The sequence below is a fragment of the Pseudomonas sp. NPDC089396 genome, assembly GCF_044749545.1.
In the GTDB taxonomy this organism is placed as follows: domain Bacteria; phylum Pseudomonadota; class Gammaproteobacteria; order Pseudomonadales; family Pseudomonadaceae; genus Aquipseudomonas.
Genome location: NZ_JBIVIC010000001.1, coordinates 129400 through 147819, shown reverse-complemented (window position 1 = coordinate 147819; position 18420 = coordinate 129400). Strand labels below are relative to the sequence as shown.

Sequence of the window (18420 nt, the reverse complement as noted above, 5' to 3'; positions counted from 1 at the left end):
ATTACTCGGCTATCGAAGAAGTTCGGGAGGAAGGAGCGGGGGGAACGGGATCGAAACCGCCGTCGTTCCACGGATGACAACGCCCCAGGCGACGAACGGCTAGCCACCCGCCACGCCAAAGACCATGGTTTTCAATGGCTTCGTAAGCGTAACAGGAGCAAGAGGGGTAGAAACGACAGTGGCTGGCCATCAGGGGACTGATGGCGTAACGGTAAAACTGGATCGGAACGAGGGCCAGTTTACGCATTTTGACTGTCTACCCCTGCGGAATCGGCGTTTGCCGCTGGAGTGGGCCGGCTGCGTGCCAGGCGTTTCCAGAGCTTGCCAAAGTGTTGGTGCAATTCCGGGTTTTCTATCTCACCCAATCCCTTGCGCGCGACGATCACTATGTCCAGGCCAGCAAGCAGGTGCTGGTTGAGACGGAAGGAATCGCGCATCAAGCGCTTGAGGCGATTGCGTTGAACGGCGAGCTTGACGCTCTTCTTGCCGATTACCAGGCCGAGGCGCGGATGATCGAGACCGTTCTCGCGAGCAAGGATCAGCAGGTTTTTCCCTGGAACCTTGCCGGTTGGGGAGTCGAAGACCGCTTTGAAATGCCGGGGTGTAAGCAGTCGCTTTTCCCGACTGAAGTCCTGACTCACCACCTGTGCCGAAAAATCAAATGGCCAGACGCTTACGGCCTTTGGCGCGACGACGCGACAGAACAGCGCGGCCGTTCTTGGTAGCCATACGGGCACGGAAGCCGTGGGTGCGAGCGCGCTTGATGGTGCTTGGTTGGAAAGTACGTTTCATGGCGTGTTACCTGGGTTTGTCGACGACGGGCCGGGATGGCCCCCTTTTTAAGAGATCGGCGATTCTAGAGAAAGCAAGCCAATAGGTCAATTTCCAACCAGCCTTTCCTTATGGAAGGTGCAAACCCGGCGCCCGTCCAGGCGACGCTTGCTCGTGCAGACAAACGGACGACAAAATGAAAAAAAAGAAGAGACATATAAAAAGCTTTTCTGAAGAACTTATAACTCTTAAGTGGATAAGTATCTGTGGATAACGTTCTGCAGGCCTTTATTCATGGGCTGTACAGAATTTCAAAACCTTGTCCACAAGGGGTGCGGCGCCTGTGCTGCGCGTGGGCAAAACGTGTGGATGAAATCGCCGTTTATCCACAGAGGAGTTATCAACAGGGCTCGACCCAGGGTTGTGCATAGCCCTCATGTGCGGTTATCCACAGAGCTTATCCACCGTGCTATCGAGGTGTTTTGGTCGCTAAATGGCTGATTTGTCATTGCTCAGAATGTTTCCACATGTGGATAACTGAACGCTCGACCGGTACAATGGCGGTTTGTTTTTGCCTCATCCGGCTTTCAAACTCAGGGGATATCCGTGTCAGTGGAACTTTGGCAGCAGTGCGTGGAGCTTCTGCGCGATGAACTGCCTGCCCAGCAATTCAACACCTGGATCCGTCCGCTACAGGTCGAAGCCGAAGGCGACGAGTTGCGCGTCTATGCGCCTAACCGCTTCGTTCTCGATTGGGTGAATGAAAAGTACCTCGGCCGTCTGCTCGAACTGTTGGGTGAGAACGGCAGCGGCATCGCGCCTGCCCTTTCCTTGTTAATAGGTAGCCGTCGTAGCTCTGCACCACGTGCCGCACCCAACGCCCCGGTCAGTGCCGCAGTGGCAGCGTCTCTTGCACAAAGCCAGCCGCAACCCACCGCTGCGCCAGCCGCCTTTGTCGAGCCGGTCACCGCCGCCGTGGCTGAGCCTGTGCTGGTCAATGACAGCGCAGAGTCGTCATCGCGTGACAGTTTCGACTCCATGGCCGAAAGCAGCTCGGTGCCGGCCGCGAGCGGGCGCACCGAACAGCGCACCGTCCAGGTCGAAGGCGCGCTCAAGCACACCAGCTACCTGAACCGCACCTTTACTTTCGAAACCTTTGTCGAAGGTAAGTCGAACCAGTTGGCCCGCGCCGCTGCCTGGCAGGTGGCCGATAACCCCAAGCATGGCTACAACCCGCTGTTCCTTTATGGCGGCGTGGGTTTGGGCAAGACGCACTTGATGCACGCTGTGGGTAACCACCTGCTGAAGAAGAACCCGAATGCCAAGGTGGTCTACCTGCATTCCGAGCGCTTCGTAGCGGACATGGTCAAGGCGCTGCAGCTCAACGCAATCAACGAGTTCAAGCGTTTCTATCGCTCGGTCGATGCCTTGCTGATCGACGACATCCAGTTCTTTGCCCGCAAGGAGCGCTCGCAGGAAGAGTTTTTCCACACCTTCAACGCCTTGCTCGAAGGTGGCCAGCAGGTGATTCTCACCAGCGACCGCTACCCAAAGGAAATCGAAGGCCTGGAAGAGCGTCTGAAGTCGCGCTTCGGCTGGGGCCTGACGGTGGCCGTGGAGCCGCCGGAACTGGAAACCCGTGTCGCGATCCTGATGAAGAAAGCCGACCAGGCCAAGGTCGAGCTGCCGCACGACGCGGCGTTCTTCATCGCCCAGCGTATTCGCTCCAACGTACGTGAACTGGAGGGCGCCCTGAAGCGGGTGATCGCCCACTCGCACTTCATGGGCCGCGATATCACCATTGAGCTGATTCGCGAATCGCTCAAGGATCTGCTGGCGCTGCAAGACAAGCTGGTGAGTGTGGATAACATTCAGCGCACCGTGGCCGAGTACTACAAGATCAAGATCGCCGATCTGTTGTCCAAACGCCGCTCGCGCTCTGTCGCGCGCCCGCGTCAGGTGGCCATGGCGTTGTCCAAGGAGCTGACCAACCACAGTCTGCCGGAGATCGGCGACATGTTTGGCGGCCGTGACCACACCACCGTGCTGCACGCCTGCCGCAAGATCAACGAATTGAAGGAATCCGACGCGGACATCCGCGAGGACTACAAGAACCTGCTGCGCACGCTAACGACCTGATGGCCGTCAGCCCAGCTAACTGAAGGCAAGGGACTAGACCATGCATTTCACCATTCAACGCGAAGCCCTGTTGAAACCCCTGCAACTGGTCGCCGGTGTCGTCGAGCGCCGCCAGACCTTGCCGGTCCTGTCCAACGTACTGCTGGTCGTACAAGGCCAGCAGCTGTCGTTGACCGGTACCGATCTGGAAGTCGAACTGGTAGGCCGCGTGCAACTGGAAGAGCCGGCTGAACCCGGCGAAATCACTGTCCCGGCCCGTAAGCTGATGGACATCTGCAAGAGCCTGCCGAACGACGTTCTGATCGATATCAAGGTTGATGAGCAGAAGCTGTTGGTCAAGGCCGGCCGTAGCCGCTTTACCCTGTCGACCCTGCCGGCCAATGACTTCCCGACCGTGGAAGAAGGCCCTGGCTCGCTTACCTGCAACCTGGAGCAAAGCAAACTGCGCCGCCTGATCGAGCGCACCAGCTTCGCCATGGCCCAGCAGGATGTGCGCTATTACCTCAACGGCATGCTGCTGGAAGTGTCGCGCAACACCCTGCGCGCGGTGTCCACCGACGGCCACCGCTTGGCCCTGTGCTCGATGAGCGCAGCGATCGAGCAGGATGAGCGTCACCAGGTCATCGTGCCGCGCAAAGGTATCCTGGAGCTGGCGCGCCTGCTCACCGACCCTGAGGGGATGGTCAGCATCGTGCTGGGCCAGCATCACATTCGCGCGACCACCGGCGAGTTCACCTTTACCTCGAAACTGGTCGACGGCAAGTTCCCGGACTACGAGCGTGTGCTGCCCAAGGGCGGCGACAAGCTGGTGCTGGGCGATCGCCAGGCACTGCGTGAAGCGTTCAGCCGTACCGCGATTCTTTCCAACGAAAAGTATCGCGGCATCCGTCTGCAGCTGGCGGCTGGGCAACTGAAGATTCAGGCCAACAACCCTGAGCAGGAAGAAGCTGAAGAAGAGATCAGCGTGGACTACGAAGGTAGCTCGCTGGAAATCGGCTTCAACGTCAGCTACCTGCTGGACGTGTTGGGCGTGATGACTACCGAGCAAGTTCGTCTGATTCTGTCCGACTCCAACAGCAGTGCGCTGCTGCAGGAAGCGGGCAATGACGATTCTTCCTATGTAGTCATGCCGATGCGCCTGTAACGTAGCAGGCCTAATGTCCCTTCGACGTATCATGGTCACCGCGGTGCGCAACCTGCACCCGGTGACACTCACACCCTCTCCCCGCATCAATATCCTCTACGGCGCCAACGGCAGCGGTAAGACCAGCGTGCTTGAAGCTGTGCATCTGCTCGGCCTGGCCCGTTCGTTCCGCAGCACCCGCCTGAACCCGGTCATTCAGTACGATCAACCGGCGTGCACGGTGTTTGGCGAAGTGCAGCTGGCCGAGGGCGGCACCAGCAACCTTGGTGTTTCACGAGAACGGCAGGGAGAGTTCACCATCCGCATCGATGGGCAGAATGCCAGGAGCGCAGCGCAACTGGCTGAACTACTGCCCTTGCAGCTCATCAACCCAGACAGTTTTCGGCTGTTGGAAGGGGCGCCGAAAATACGTCGGCAGTTCCTCGATTGGGGAGTGTTCCACGTGGAACCCCGATTCTTGCCTGCCTGGCAACGTCTGCAGAAGGCGCTGAGGCAGCGGAACTCGTGGTTGCGTCATGGTACACTTGACCCAGCTTCGCAAGCCGCCTGGGACCGGGAATTGTGCCTGGCCAGCGCGGAAATAGATGAATACCGTCGCAACTACATCAAGGCCTTGAAGCCCGTCTTCGAGCGAACCCTGAGCGAACTGGTCGAGTTGGACGGGTTGACCCTGAGCTACTACCGAGGCTGGGACAAGGACCGGGAACTGCAAGAAGTCCTCGCTTCCTCTCTCCTTCGTGATCAGCAGATGGGCCATACCCAGGCCGGCCCGCAGCGTGCTGATTTGCGTCTTCGTCTGGCTGCCAACAACGCAGCGGACATTTTGTCGCGTGGTCAGCAAAAGCTGGTGGTGTGTGCATTGCGCATTGCCCAGGGCCACCTCGTCAGCCAGGCTCGCCGCGGTCACTGTATTTATCTCGTGGATGACTTGCCGTCGGAGCTGGACGACCAGCACCGCCGCGCATTGTGCCGCTTGCTTGAAGAATTACGCTGCCAGGTGTTCATCACCTGTGTAGATCACGAATTACTGAGGGAAGGCTGGCAAACGGAAACGCCAGTTGCTTTGTTCCACGTGGAACAGGGCCGTATCACCCAGACCCACGACCATCGGGAGTGAAGGCATGAGCGAAAATCAAACGTACGACTCCTCCAGCATCAAGGTGCTGAAAGGTTTGGATGCCGTGCGCAAGCGCCCCGGCATGTACATTGGCGACACCGATGATGGTAGCGGCCTGCACCACATGGTCTTCGAGGTGGTCGACAACTCGATCGACGAAGCCCTCGCGGGTCACTGCGATGACATCACCGTCATCATTCATACGGACGAATCGATCAGTGTGCGCGACAACGGTCGCGGCATTCCGGTTGACGTGCATAAAGAAGAAGGCGTTTCGGCAGCCGAAGTCATCATGACCGTGCTGCACGCCGGCGGTAAGTTCGACGACAACTCGTACAAGGTTTCTGGCGGCCTGCACGGCGTGGGTGTGTCGGTGGTCAATGCCCTGTCTGAAAAGCTGGTGCTCACCGTTCGCCGTAGCGGCAAGATCTGGGAACAAACTTACGTGCATGGTGTGCCGCAGGCACCGATGGCCGTAGTGGGCGACAGTGAAACCACCGGTACCCACATCCATTTCAAGCCTTCGGGTGAAACGTTCAAGAATATCCACTTCAGCTGGGACATCCTGGCCAAGCGTATCCGTGAGCTGTCCTTCCTCAACTCCGGCGTTGGCATCCTGCTGAAGGACGAGCGCTCGGGCAAGGAAGAGTTCTTCAAATACGAAGGCGGCCTGCGTGCGTTCGTTGAATACCTGAACACCAACAAGACCCCGGTCAACTCCCAGGTGTTCCACTTCAATGTTCAGCGTGACGATGGCGTTGGTGTCGAAGTGGCGCTGCAGTGGAACGACAGCTTCAACGAAAACCTGCTGTGCTTCACCAACAACATTCCGCAGCGCGATGGCGGTACCCACCTGGTTGGCTTCCGTTCTTCCCTGACCCGTAGCCTCAACAACTACATCGAGCAGGAAGGCCTGGCCAAGAAGAACAAGGTCGCCACCACCGGTGATGATGCCCGTGAAGGCTTGACCGCGATCATCTCGGTAAAAGTGCCGGATCCGAAGTTCAGTTCCCAGACCAAGGACAAGCTGGTTTCCTCGGAGGTGAAAACCGCCGTGGAACAGGAAATGAACAAGTACTTCGCCGACTTCCTGTTGGAGAACCCCAACGAAGCCAAGGCCGTTGTCGGCAAGATGATCGATGCTGCCCGTGCCCGTGAAGCGGCGCGTAAAGCACGTGAAATGACTCGCCGCAAAGGCGCGCTGGATATCGCCGGCTTGCCGGGCAAACTGGCGGACTGCCAGGAGAAGGACCCTGCCCTTTCCGAACTGTACCTGGTGGAGGGTGACTCCGCAGGTGGCTCGGCCAAGCAAGGTCGTAACCGTCGTACCCAGGCGATCCTGCCGCTGAAGGGCAAGATCCTCAACGTCGAGAAAGCCCGTTTCGACAAGATGATCTCGTCCCAGGAGGTCGGCACGCTGATCACTGCGCTGGGCTGCGGTATCGGTCGCGAAGAGTACAACATCGACAAGCTGCGTTATCACAACATCATCATCATGACCGATGCTGACGTCGACGGTTCGCACATCCGTACCCTGTTGCTGACCTTCTTCTTCCGTCAGCTGCCGGAACTGGTCGAGCGTGGCTACATCTACATTGCCCAGCCACCACTGTACAAGGTGAAGAAAGGCAAGCAGGAGCAGTACATCAAGGACGACGAGGCCATGGAAGAATACATGACCCAGTCGGCCCTCGAAGACGCCAGCCTGCACTTGGACGAATCGGCGCCAGCCGTTTCCGGTGTACAACTGGAAGCCTTGGTCAACGAGTTCCGCAGTGTGATGAAGACCCTCAAGCGTCTGTCGCGACTGTACCCGGAAGAGCTGACCGAGCACTTCATCTACCTGCCGGAAGTGACCCTGGAGCACCTGGGCGACCACGCCGTCATGCAGGCCTGGTTGGCGAGCTTCCAGGAACGTCTGAACAACAGCCAGAAGTCGGGCCTGGCCTACAAGGCCAGCCTGCGCGAAGACAAAGAGCGTAATGTCTGGCTGCCGGAAGTGGAAATCACCTCCCACGGCCTGGCCAGCTACATCACCTTCAACCGCGACTTCTTCGGCAGCAACGACTACCGTACCGTGGTCAACATCGGTGCCAAGCTGTCCAGCCTGCTGGGCGAAGGCGCCTATGTTCAGCGTGGTGAGCGCCGCAAGGCCATCGTCGAGTTCAAGGAAGGCCTGGACTGGCTGATGAACGAGACCACCAAGCGCCACACCATCCAGCGCTATAAAGGGCTGGGTGAGATGAACCCGGATCAGCTGTGGGAAACCACCATGGACCCAACCGTCCGCCGTATGCTGAAGGTCACCATTGAAGACGCGATCGCTGCCGACCAGATCTTCAACACCCTGATGGGTGATGCGGTAGAACCACGCCGTGAGTTCATTGAAAGCAATGCGCTGTCGGTGTCGAACCTGGACTTCTGATCAGGTGTAGGTTCACAGAATAGCTGCACGGTTTCACAAATAGTTGACCGACCGGGACTGCGACCTGGTCCCCGTCGGTCACCATCAAGCCCGCCATCGCGGGCTTTTTTTTTGCCCGGAGTTCCGCCGGTACGCCCTACTCCGCTCGTTGGAATTTTAGGGGGGATGGGGATGCATTGAGGAAGGGATCTGATGGGGCAGCCGGGAAAACTGAAAAGGTCAGCGGGCGGACCTTAGCTGTTGAGGGATTGCTGCGATTCCCCCAAATTTATAATCGTACAAATTAATAGTTAATTACACATACTTGTTAAGTATCTATTTTAATAAAATTAGTATCGAGGCAGTATTGAGCATAACTCGCCGAATTAGATTTATTGTAGATTTCGAAGTGATGTTGGAATAAGATCTATGACCAACTTTTTCAGCATCGCTCTGAAGATTTGTAATCCAATCAGCTGGTTGGAACGATAACTTCAGATCAGATCAAAACTGCTCGGGCGATCACCACGTAGCGGTTTAGAAGTAAATAGAGCAAGCCGTTTGCTTGAGATTCTGATCAGTCATGAGGGTCATGACTTATGAGCAGAAAAGGAGACCTGAAAAATGTAGAAAAACGCGATCAATCCCGAGAGGACTGACCGCGCTTAGCAAAGCAGACTTGCGTCCTGAGAACCCGCAATGTCTGCTTTTTCGAAGCGACTGTCAATCCTCTCCCAGCTTTTCGACCTTAGCGAGGCTACTCGACGGCACAGTGTTGCCTGTCGAAAGGCCTCACTTCGCCCGCCCTGCGCCTTGATTTTTTGGCGCAGCGTCGGCGCTCGTTTCGAGATTTTCGGAGGTGTTTCATGACAGTACGAAAGGTGGTCACGCGGCGGTCCAACCATTACCGCGGCTACTTCCCATCGCTCAAAAATAAAAAGCCTGTGCCCTGGGAGTCCCAGCTCGAAGGCGCTCTTTTTCGGCTTCTTGAGCTGTCTCCTACGGTCATCGGCTACGTCCCGCAGCCCAGTGAGGAACGTGTTCCATCGCTCCAGGGTTACTTCAAATACTACCCAGACGTACAGGTATTCCTCGCGGATGGGCGCGAGTGGTGGTTTGAAGTGAAGCCTCACGACCGACTGAAGATAGCCAGCGTCAGGCAGCGACTGGATGCCGCTGAGCGCTACTTCAACGCCACCGCCCGTAACTTTTCGGTGATCACTGACAAGTTAATTGAAGCTGAACCCCTGGCTACCAATCTTAGAAGGCTGATGTATCACCGGCGCGGTCCAGAGCTTTCGCATCAGGCGTTGGAGGAGGTAATGGCGGCCTTCAACGAATGGCCGCCTATGACCGTTGCAGATTTGCTCTGCGTGGTTGGTGAGAGGAAAGCATGGCGCTTGTTAGGCCTTGGGGTGGTGGGCATTGACCTTGATAGGTCAATTGACACTGACTCCCCGGTCTTCCTGCAAGGGGGGCACCGTCATGCAAACCTTTTCCCTTAGGGTGAAATTGGTCGTCATCGTACGTGGCGTATTGATGGTGCTTGAGAAGAGGCTTATTGACCGGAAGCTGCTCTTTTTCGATGAGCTTGGTGAGCCCACGAAGCTATCCGAGAAGGAGTTCTATGAGGCCTACGAGAAGCGCGAGATCGAGATTTCCGCTGATCAGCCTTATCTCGGGAAGGTTCCGTATGTGCGTAACGTCCCTCCAGATATTTCATGCTTCCCCAAAAAACATGGGGATGAGGCATTGCGTCGACGCAAGTATGTGGACGCATTAACCAAGCGTGGTCAAAACAAGCTGCCGGGTGACGAAGACATGATCAAGTACCTTAGAAAGATCGCAAAAAAAATTGGGGATGCATGCGCACCTTCGGTTTCCACCATTCGGCGTTGGGCAGCCAAATACATTGGTCAGAACGTAGTAAAGCTCATCCCTCAGCATGCCCAAAAGGGTCGAGCTCCCGCGATACAGGGCGAGCTCGAAGTTATTCTTGAAGGGGTGATTAATAAAACCTACCTGCGAGATACGATTCCTGCGGTCAGCGTGGTCGTTTTAGAGTTCGAGGATCAGATTAAAGAGAGGAACAAAAGTCGTTTGCCCTCGGATCAGCTCAAGATCCCAAGCGGAATGACTGTCCGAAGGTACATCGCCAAGCTGGATCCGTACCTTGTGGATAAGGAGAGGCTTGGAAAACACGCAGCAGACAAAAAACACCGCGTTGCGGCGGGTGTCCTACGTGTCCATGAGATTCTGGAACGGTGGGAGATTGATCACACGCTATTGGACGTACAGCTTGTGGATGAAACCTCGGGGTTGTGTATTGGGCGCCCCTATCTGACGATCGTCCTGGACCGCTTCTCTCGAATGGTGATGGGATATCTGCTTCACCTGTCGGCGCCAAATACGGAAACCGTGCTTCGTGTGATCGAACGCTCAATCCGCCCAAAGGCCGAACTGCTGAAGCGTTTTCCTAAAGTGAGAAATGAATGGTGGGCACGTGGGCTGCCGGCTCGCATCGTTCCAGACAACGCGGCGGAATTTCACGCGGGTGATCTCATCATGGGGTTCAACGAGTTGGGTATCGAGATCATGTATCCCGCTTCCAGGGCCCCTCAAAGGAAAGGTGCCGTCGAACGCTTTTTCAGCACACAGAACCTGGGGCTTATCCACAACCTCCCGGGTACCACATTCTCGAATATCCAGCAGCGTGGCGATTACGACTCGGAGAAAAATGCATGCTTCACGCTCCCTCAATTGGAAGCGGTGGTAGTGAAATGGATCGTCGATGGTTACCACCAGACTCCTCATCGGGGGCTGGACAACAGAACACCGGCTCAAGTCTGGGGGACTAGCGAGGCGAACCATGTCATTAGCCTTCCCGTCGACCTGGATTCGTTGGAGTGCATTCTGGCCAAGCGGGCCTCGGTGAAGGTTCACCATTACGGCATCGAGGTAGCCAAAGTGGGCTACCACTCTACGGAACTTGCTGAACTCCGTATGCGTTTGGCAGACGGAGAAAAGGTAAACGTCCGCTATCGAGACGAAGCCGGGCACGTCTGGGTTCACGACCGCTTCAGAAACTTGTTCTTCAAAGTGCCCGCCAAAGATGAGCGAATGGCCGGTAAGAGCAGGGAGGTGTGGAAGGCTGCCGAGAAAGCGCTTCGAGAAAAATACAATGAGCAGCCTAGCTTCGAGGCTACGCACAGGTGCTACCAGGAAATTATGGAGGATGCAGACGAGGCCCGCCGTTCGCAGACGCTCAGAAAACGGCGCGCAGCTGCCATAGCGAAAATTGACAAGGAGGGTCGAGTGACCGAAAGCACGCCTCCACCCAAGGTACTCGCTGAAGTGGAATGGACCAGTGACTCTATTCCTAATATTCCGCCAGCAGCCTTCAAGGTTTCGGTTCGTCGCCCTGCTGGGAGTTCTAAGCCATGAACGCCATCGATCTTTCTGAGTGCTATGAGAGTGGTGAATACAGCTTTACGCTCCGCGATCGTTTTATTCACAGCCCTCAAGTCGAGCGAGCGTTGACGCGACTAGGCGATATCCACGGCGATAGTCGGCGTACCAGAGCAAGTAAAGGGTTGCTGATCCAAGGTCCAAGCGGTGTGGGCAAGAGCACATTGGTCAAGGAGTACATTCGGTCATTGGTGGAATCGGAGAGCCATGACCCGCAGAAGCGGACAGTTCTGTTCGTCGAGATGCCTTCGTCTCCAACCAAAAAGAACCTTGCAGCAGCCATTTTGGCAGAGCTGAAGGATCCCTTCGCAGAGGCACGAGGACATTCGGCAGAGGTTAAATTTGCACGAGTAGTCCTGCTGCTGAAGAACCTTGGCGTGGAGATGTTGGTCCTCGATGAGGCGCAGCACCTGGTCGATTATCGTCGTAATGGAGCGTACGAGGCAGCAGACTGGATCAAGAGTCTGATGAATGAGACCAGCATCGCATTTGTTCTGATTGGCCTGAAACGCACCGAAAATCTGCTGCTGGCAAACGAGCAATTGCGACGCAGGTTTTCGGCCACGGTGGCATACGATCGCTTCACCATCTCCGCTAATACATCTCTGCATTTCGTGATGCTTTTGCAGGCAATTGAAGGCGAACTGCCTGTTCAAACCATCAGTTTTGTAGAGCCAGCGATGATTAAACGCTTCTACCTGGCCTCCAATGGCTTGATCGACTACCTCATAAAGATTGTGGACAGGGCTGTTTGGCTGGTTCAAGTCCGGGACCTTGCCGGAATTGAACTTCCGGTGCTTGCCGAGGCTTTTGAGGACGAGGTTTGGAGCTACGTCACCGAGGAGCGAAACCCCTTCAGCGCGAGCTTCAATTTCCAGCCGCTGTTCGGAAAGTGGGAGCCGTTTGAGAGGTTCGAAGAGAGCGATACCTGACGGCTACGGGCCGGGCTCATCAGCCCGGCCCTACTCCCCCAATCTTTATGTCTTCGATTTCACGGATGTGTAGGAATGTTTGGTCTTTTAATCAATCCACGACCCCATCACGACGAAAGTCTTTTGGGCTACCTTCAGCGCCTGGCGAAAGCCAACGGATTACCCAGAAAGGAACTGCTCACAGCCTTTGCACGAGCCGACGAGACTGATGTTGCAGACTGGCTGCAGATGATGGAAGGACCACTGAGCTGGCCTACGGTCGCTGCTGAGTTTCGTGATCCTAGGCCCAAGGGGGTCAAGTTATGGACGACTCATCACGCGCGGTACTGTCCGATCTGTTTGGGTGAGGCCGGTTATTGGAGAGAAAGCTGGGGCTTGACGCTGGTTACGACGTGTTCTGTCCACGGTACTGAACTCCACGGCCGGTGCCCCAACTGTTTGAAGGAAACCGATCCAAGCGCGATGAGTGCGAATTGTTGCCAAGCGTGTGGCACCTCTTTGTGCGGGACCAATTTTGAGATCGCGCCGGCGAGTGATACAGCCGCCTGGCTCACCTCTGGTTTTGAAGATAGGTTTTACGCCGACTCGTTGTCAGCTGACGCGGGATTGGCTGCCCTTACCTACGAACAGTTTCACGAGTTGTCATCGCGTCTCGCTGTCAGAAGTTTGCCTACGGAAAGAGCCCAGCCGCTGAAGGTTGCTGATTCGGGTTCGCTAGAGATATCGCGGCTTATGGCAAACGCTGCGGGCGTGGTTCTCATGAACTGGCCTCTCGCATTCAGAGAATTGCTGAGTGGCCTCAAGGAAGTCCATGCCGATAGCGGAAATTGGACGCTCAGCAGGTCGTTCGGCCCGATTTACCACGACATCCACCGTGGTCTGGACGACCCTTGTTTTGACTTTCTTCGTCGAGAGTTCGAATCATTTCTGCAGCATGCGTGGGAAGCACCGTTAGCGAAGCGAAATCGCAATTTGAGTGAGGAGACCATCGAGAGACATCGTTGGGTGTCGTTCGATTCTGCTGCTGAAGCTTGTGGTCTCGGGGTATCAGTCGTAAAACGCCTTCATCAGGAGGGACAAATCGCCTATCGGGAGAAGGCCCATGAAGATCGAGTCTTTACGGTCGTGGACCTGGATCATTTGAAGGCAATCTCGCAGCATCTCCAGGGCGTGGCTGATATGAAGGAAACCTCGACTTTGCTAAGCCTCTGTCGCAATCGGGTTAGGCAGCTGCTAGCTGGTGGTACCCTCCAGTTCTTTGGTGGAGAACCGCGCCCAGGCGAAAGGTGGCTGATTGACTGCCGCTCGATCAACGAACTGATTGATGAGAAGCTGCCTACCAGCTCTGACCAGAGCCTGGTGTCGATCAACTACTTGGCCAAGCATTCTCTGCCCAAGGGGGGTGGGTTGGTCGAGTTGGTTCAGGCAATACGTGCAGGTGAACTTCGTGCCTACCGACAGGCCGAGACTGGCCCGGTTGGTGTGGGGGCGTGGTTACTCAAGGCGCAAGAGTTTGCATCGTGGCAACAAGCCCGAACAGGAGGCAAGGGCTTAACCCTACCCGGTTTATCGGTGGTCAAAGCAGCTGCGCTATTGGGTGTTAAAGAAGAATGCGCTTACGCGTTTGTTCGGCTTGGCCTGCTTTGGAGCACCAACGTCGAACACGGCAGGCGTACGCAACTGGTGGTTAAGCCCCAAGCGATCGAAAGATTCAGGCGAGGCTACATTTTGGGACCGGAGATCGCTGTGTACCTGGGAACGTCGACCAAGGAAGCGTTCAAACTCCTTTGGGAGGCTAGGTTTCGCCCCGTTGCGGGACCAACCATACCAAATGCAGCATGCCGGCAGTACGTATGGGTGAGAAGCAAAAAACTGATTGAATACCTAATGGGTGAGGCGATGCAGAGCGACGACCCAGACGCCACCACCCTTTTATCCACGCCGATCCCTCAGCCTCGAGATAGCCGATTCAAGCATGTGGGATCAAGATAGTTAGCAAGCTCTCTTTTTTGGTTGCTAAAATCACCGAACATCATCTGGAGAATCCTATGTCCCGTCTCGCTGAATTTCGCTTACTCGAACAACAGCTCGCGGCCCAACTGGCCGAGCTGGAAGCGCTAAAAAATGACTCTTCCTTGAAGCAGGAAATGGAATTCGAAACGAAGCTTCGCGCCCTACTCAACGAGTACGGCTACGGTCTGCGCCAAGTGGTGATGATCCTCGATCCGCAAGCGGTGCCTTCAGCTTCGAATGCCCCAAAGACACTTCGGAAAGCACGCGTTGTAAAGGTCTACAAGAATCCGCACAGCGGTGAGACCGTTGAAACCAAGGGTGGTAATCAGCGCACACTCAAGGCCTGGAAAAACGAGTATGGCGCTGACGTAGTCGAGTCTTGGCTCGCCAGCTGATAGAGCTGCCGAGGGCTTCTGGCACGAGATAAAACGTGATGCAGCCCGAACGTGAATTCCCATTCTGGGGCGTGACGAAATTTTCTTGAGGTGGTGGTGACACACAGTTTGTGCGCATTAAATAGAGGTCCACTTCAAAAAATGGATGCTCCAAAAATGCGTAACGCTCTCGTCGCGATAGCTGTGAACACCATCTCAAGCGTTCTGACAGCACTGGTGCTTCACTGGATCACGCCTCCCCTTCTCGACGTAGCCATACGGCCCACTGCGGTCTCAAGCTCAGTATCGAATAGCGCAACGTAGCTTCAGATCTGTGCTGTCGCACGTACCCGAACTATCTGATCTGGCTAAACGCAGATTCCGGTTGAGTGCCCATCGATGGCTCGGGTTAGTAATGCCGAAACTGTAGTATCGCTGCAAGAATAGCCCCCACGCCTCGGGCAGGTCTCAGACCTGGACTGCGCACCAGGGGGTTAGTTGTTTCTGGGGCTAATCCAGGTCGTTAGGAGCATCCGTCAGACGCGTTCCAAGTGGAGGGTGACCGCCAAATGGGGCAGATAGGCATACTGCTACCTACCCTCGCTGGATACCATTACGAAACCCTTCATTGATACGGTTTCAGCAAAGATGGATGTCTATAAGCTCCGCATCGAGGACACAGAAAGCAAGATCATCAACAAGGATCGTTTCGAGGATGAGACGCTCCGCAGAGATCCGTGGTATCAGCCCGGTAGTGCAGGCAAGCTAGCTCAGTTTGCTGTGTGTCCGGCATGCGACAACCCTATCCAGCTGGTTGGACTCTATGAGTTACCGCCCAACGTTAAAAGCCCGTTCGGAAAGCATGCGACGAAGACCATTCCTGGAATCGCTCCATTTGATGGTGAGTCGCGGAACGACTGCCCGTACTTCAATCCTCGTCAGCACCAGAAGACCGACCGCAAATCCAGGTTTGACGGCGTCCCGCGGAAGATTCTCAAGCTTTTGATCGAGCAGTTTGACCGTGTGGTTTACATCCTGGAGAAAGACACCCAGGTGGCCCTCTCCGAGAATGCTTTAAGGGGCATGCTGCAGCGTTACAAGGGAGAACGCGGCTACCTCTATACGGGAGCGACGCTACGTAATGTGCCGTGGATCTTTGCGTACATGTCGGATGCCACCCGCCTTTTTGGCCAGAAGGTCGGTGGGAACGCTGAGCTTGTGGAAGCTATTGCCTCCAAGGTCCCAGGGGCAGAAATCAACGCTAACGGTCGGTTGGAGTCGAGAAAGCTGCCAGGTTCGAAGGGCACCTACTTCGATCTCAAGATGAGCTTCATCCGCCATCGGATCGTCAAAGATAACGAAGCGTCTGGACTGCTGGAAAGCATGGGATTTGTTGTGTCGCAACCTCACAAAGGGGGGCTTGAGCACATTTACAAGGACGTCATTACATTCGATCCGGCGAGGTTTGAATCCCTTATCCGGTTGGCTGCTGATCATCCTTATCGCAGATTGGATAGGGTGAAGTTGGCACGGGAGGAACTGGGAGAACTGCTGGGCCTACCGCAGGCTTGAGCGCCTCAGGGAAATTCAATGCCTTGACGAGATCCGTAAGGCATTGACGGATGGGCGAGCGCTGACGTTGCGAGCCGATACGGAAATAGCTTCTCCATCAGGGTGATGCAAGAGTGGCTTCTGAAACTTGCCACTTTCCCTGAGCACGTCCAGCGCTGGCAGATATCCCAGTGACAAGCGGCACTAGAAATACTTCGATCGTGTACTTGGCTTAGATGTGGGGCATCGCCAGCCCTGCCTCAGCGCACTCCATCATGGAAGGAGGACAGATATGTCGACCTTGTCGTTAGCAGGAAGCACCCACGCAATCAGCAGACAGGACTTCGAACAGAACCAGGAATGGCCTGATACACCTCAGAATCGCCGGTTACTGGCTGCATACGGGGCCGCTTGTGAGCTGTCATCTACCTCCGCTGTCGCTGCACTGAACGCAGAGCGAGGTGGCTGGACTGATGTTGACCAGTACAAGGCCAAAGCTGCGCACTGGGAAACAGTGGCGGAAACTCTCGTGTCAGTGTTGAGTATGGAAATTGAGAAGGGACGTGAAGAAATACTGCTGCCTGATCCCTGGCGGTAGCCAGGAATCAGCTGAGCAGTGGCAGCCGGACCGACGTATGAAACGAAATCGATCACATATTTCAAAATCAGGTGTTGGACCACGGCTTGTTAACCACTTTTTTTCACTGTAAACCACTGTGGTTTACAGTGAAAAAAAGTAGTTAACACCTCCCGGCTGGAGCAGGATCACTAGCCTATTGGGCATGAACTGTCCTGTTACGGATCTGAGTCACCATTTGGCAGGTTCGGCACGCCGAACCGCTCCAATCAGTGCCTGGAAGTGGGCCGCCTGCAGGTCCTCTCAGGAAGCGCTAAGGTAGAATTCAGAGCCTTCTGCATGAGGAGTGAAACCGCATGATGCAAAACGCGCACGGACAGACATGATGTTAGCCTCCCCTACTCAAACCCTCGTGCTGCCTCGGCGATGCAATCTGTGCCTGAAGCGGGGCACGATGACTAAGGATCACCTGTTTCCTAAGAGTCTCGTAGCTCCAGGTCAACGTCGCGTGACGAGGATCGCGCAGCAGGTTGATCCGAACTTCCGTGGGCGACAGGGCTCGTTCTTGGCGCAGAACGGTGTAACGAAATCGACGCTGTGCTCAGACTGCAACAACCGGGTTCTAGGGACAGAACTCGATCCTAAATTGATCGACGCATACAAAGCGGCATCAAAACCATTGGAGTCCGCGAAATTCCCTGTAATGGGTACGCTTTATTTGAATGGAGTGTATCTCAACAAAGTTGCCCGTGCTGTTGCTGGTCATATGATCGCGTTGAGTGACAAACCAGAGCCAAGGTCACCCATGATCAGGCACCTGCGGCGGTTCGTGCTTGGCCGAGGTGAGCTTCATTCCAGCCTGCAGTTCCACATGTGGCTCTACCCTTCATCCCGTCAGGGTATGCTGAAAGACCTATTCCATACGGTATTTGGTGCGGGCTATGAGCCGATGCAAATATCAGCATTCAAGACTTATCCGCTAGCTTTTGCCTTTAGCACTATTATCGAAAATCCAAACTATCGCCTGAATGGAGTAATGGATCTGACTCCATACATCTCAAACGAAACCATGGCATACAATTTAAAAATTCCAACGTGCCCCCTTGTCGATTTCAACTGGCCGTATGCCCCTCACCGCGATGGTGCGATCCTTACGGGCAACACCGGCAGCTTGACCACTCAACTCTTCACCAAAGAGTAGAAACGCCGTCCAATCACGCTTAGGGGCAGTTGGCAAAGCCCGTCGTGCCGGGCTTCTTTGTGGCTACAGGAGCGCTTTACAGGTGGTCTGGCTCAATGCCGATCTCCCGAAGTGACTTGGCCAGCGATGGGTCGATAACGGCCTCTCCAGTGGTCGACGCGGCCTGGTTGATACCCACGGTCCGGTACTTGATCAGGTGGCCGGAGACCATCTGCTTCAGGATCTGCTTGGCTTTGTCGCCGCCGGTCACTGTGTACGGGCTCATTAGCTGCGACGTGGACTTCATCGCTTGCTCCTGAGCGTTGTTGACCAGCGTGGCCTGCTCGCCCTGAAGTGTAACGATCGGCGCCATCGGTATCGACGGGGCCATACTCACCGGCGTCTCCTGCGGGGTGATCGTCCATGCATCGTTCTGATCGATACGCAGCTGAACGGTACCGACCGGTACCTTGAACCGGCCGCCGGACATGATGCCGACATAGATCTCGCCGTCTTCCTTGCGAACTACGGGATAGAAGTGCAGCGGCTGGGTAACGATCCAGCTTGGCGTGCTCTGATCACCCGTGGTGACCATCATAGTGGTCTTGTCAGTGAATTCGTCGGTTGTGGCCGTTGCCTTCCAGGTTTGCTGCTCAGTGGCGCATCCTGTGATGGATAGAGCGATAAAGAGTGTTGCGGCGATCCGTTTCATTTCGACCTCTCTGGTCTAGGTGCGGCGATTGTGTCAGG

16 protein-coding genes are annotated in these 18420 nt (G+C 55.6%); 12 read left to right on the top strand and 4 right to left on the bottom strand.

What is annotated here, in order from left to right; genetic code table 11:
- Position 1 precedes the first annotated feature (1 nt).
- Genes yidD through rpmH form a run of 3 tightly spaced genes read right to left on the bottom strand, consistent with a single transcriptional unit; the run spans position 2 to position 792 of the window.
- On the bottom strand, positions 2-247 hold the full coding sequence (gene yidD / locus ACIPZB_RS00735; RefSeq protein ID WP_078477749.1) for a membrane protein insertion efficiency factor YidD: 246 nt from the start codon (positions 245-247) through the stop codon (positions 2-4).
- Complete coding sequence (rnpA, locus tag ACIPZB_RS00730; RefSeq protein WP_008092213.1) at positions 240-644, bottom strand: ribonuclease P protein component; 405 nt, start codon at positions 642-644, stop codon at positions 240-242. Before rnpA ends, yidD begins: the two co-directional genes overlap by 8 nt.
- Positions 645-657: 13 nt before the next feature.
- Complete coding sequence (rpmH, locus tag ACIPZB_RS00725; RefSeq protein ID WP_003253163.1) at positions 658-792, bottom strand: 50S ribosomal protein L34; 135 nt, start codon at positions 790-792, stop codon at positions 658-660.
- 585 nt (positions 793-1377) lie between these two features.
- Between rpmH and dnaA the strand changes: the two genes are divergently transcribed.
- The 12 genes from dnaA (at position 1378) to ACIPZB_RS00665 (ending at position 17691) form a co-directional block, all read left to right on the top strand.
- Positions 1378-2910 (top strand): chromosomal replication initiator protein DnaA, encoded by a 1533-nt coding sequence (gene dnaA, locus ACIPZB_RS00720; RefSeq protein WP_400638621.1) that lies wholly within the window; start codon positions 1378-1380, stop codon positions 2908-2910.
- Positions 2911-2950: 40 nt separating this feature from the next.
- Positions 2951-4054 carry a DNA polymerase III subunit beta gene (dnaN, locus tag ACIPZB_RS00715; RefSeq protein WP_008092209.1) on the top strand — a complete coding sequence of 368 codons (1104 nt, stop codon included), beginning with the start codon at positions 2951-2953 and terminating at the stop codon, positions 4052-4054.
- Positions 4055-4067: 13 nt separating this feature from the next.
- Complete coding sequence (recF, locus tag ACIPZB_RS00710) at positions 4068-5171, top strand: DNA replication/repair protein RecF (RefSeq protein ID WP_400638620.1); 1104 nt, start codon at positions 4068-4070, stop codon at positions 5169-5171.
- A gap of 4 nt (positions 5172-5175) precedes the next feature.
- Positions 5176-7596 carry a DNA topoisomerase (ATP-hydrolyzing) subunit B gene (gyrB, locus tag ACIPZB_RS00705; protein ID WP_400638619.1) on the top strand — a complete coding sequence of 807 codons (2421 nt, stop codon included), beginning with the start codon at positions 5176-5178 and terminating at the stop codon, positions 7594-7596.
- Between the two features lie 845 nt (positions 7597-8441).
- Positions 8442-9080: a TnsA endonuclease N-terminal domain-containing protein gene (locus tag ACIPZB_RS00700; protein WP_400638618.1), complete on the top strand. Its 639-nt coding sequence runs from the start codon at positions 8442-8444 to the stop codon at positions 9078-9080.
- Positions 9061-11019 (top strand): integrase, encoded by a 1959-nt coding sequence (locus ACIPZB_RS00695; RefSeq protein WP_400638617.1) that lies wholly within the window; start codon positions 9061-9063, stop codon positions 11017-11019. The genes ACIPZB_RS00700 and ACIPZB_RS00695 overlap by 20 nt, the downstream gene beginning before the upstream one ends.
- Positions 11016-11975: a TniB family NTP-binding protein gene (locus ACIPZB_RS00690; protein WP_400638616.1), complete on the top strand. Its 960-nt coding sequence runs from the start codon at positions 11016-11018 to the stop codon at positions 11973-11975. Before ACIPZB_RS00695 ends, ACIPZB_RS00690 begins: the two co-directional genes overlap by 4 nt.
- Positions 11976-12050: 75 nt before the next feature.
- Positions 12051-13967, top strand: a complete 1917-nt coding sequence (locus ACIPZB_RS00685; RefSeq protein ID WP_400638615.1) for a TniQ family protein — start codon at positions 12051-12053, stop codon at positions 13965-13967.
- Between the two features lie 56 nt (positions 13968-14023).
- The gene (locus ACIPZB_RS00680) at positions 14024-14383 is read left to right on the top strand and encodes a histone-like nucleoid-structuring protein, MvaT/MvaU family (RefSeq protein ID WP_400638614.1); all 360 of its coding nucleotides are present in this window, start codon (positions 14024-14026) and stop codon (positions 14381-14383) included.
- Positions 14384-15010: 627 nt separating this feature from the next.
- Entirely contained in the window at positions 15011-15934 is a 924-nt protein-coding gene (locus ACIPZB_RS00675; protein WP_400638613.1) for a hypothetical protein, read from the top strand.
- 271 nt (positions 15935-16205) lie between these two features.
- Positions 16206-16511: a hypothetical protein gene (locus ACIPZB_RS00670; RefSeq protein ID WP_400638612.1), complete on the top strand. Its 306-nt coding sequence runs from the start codon at positions 16206-16208 to the stop codon at positions 16509-16511.
- A gap of 433 nt (positions 16512-16944) precedes the next feature.
- Entirely contained in the window at positions 16945-17691 is a 747-nt protein-coding gene (locus ACIPZB_RS00665; protein WP_400638611.1) for a hypothetical protein, read from the top strand.
- Positions 17692-17767: 76 nt separating this feature from the next.
- Here the strand turns inward: ACIPZB_RS00665 and ACIPZB_RS00660 are convergent, their stop codons facing one another.
- The gene (locus tag ACIPZB_RS00660; protein WP_400638610.1) at positions 17768-18382 is read right to left on the bottom strand and encodes a hypothetical protein; all 615 of its coding nucleotides are present in this window, start codon (positions 18380-18382) and stop codon (positions 17768-17770) included.
- Between the last annotated feature and the right edge of the window lie 38 nt (positions 18383-18420).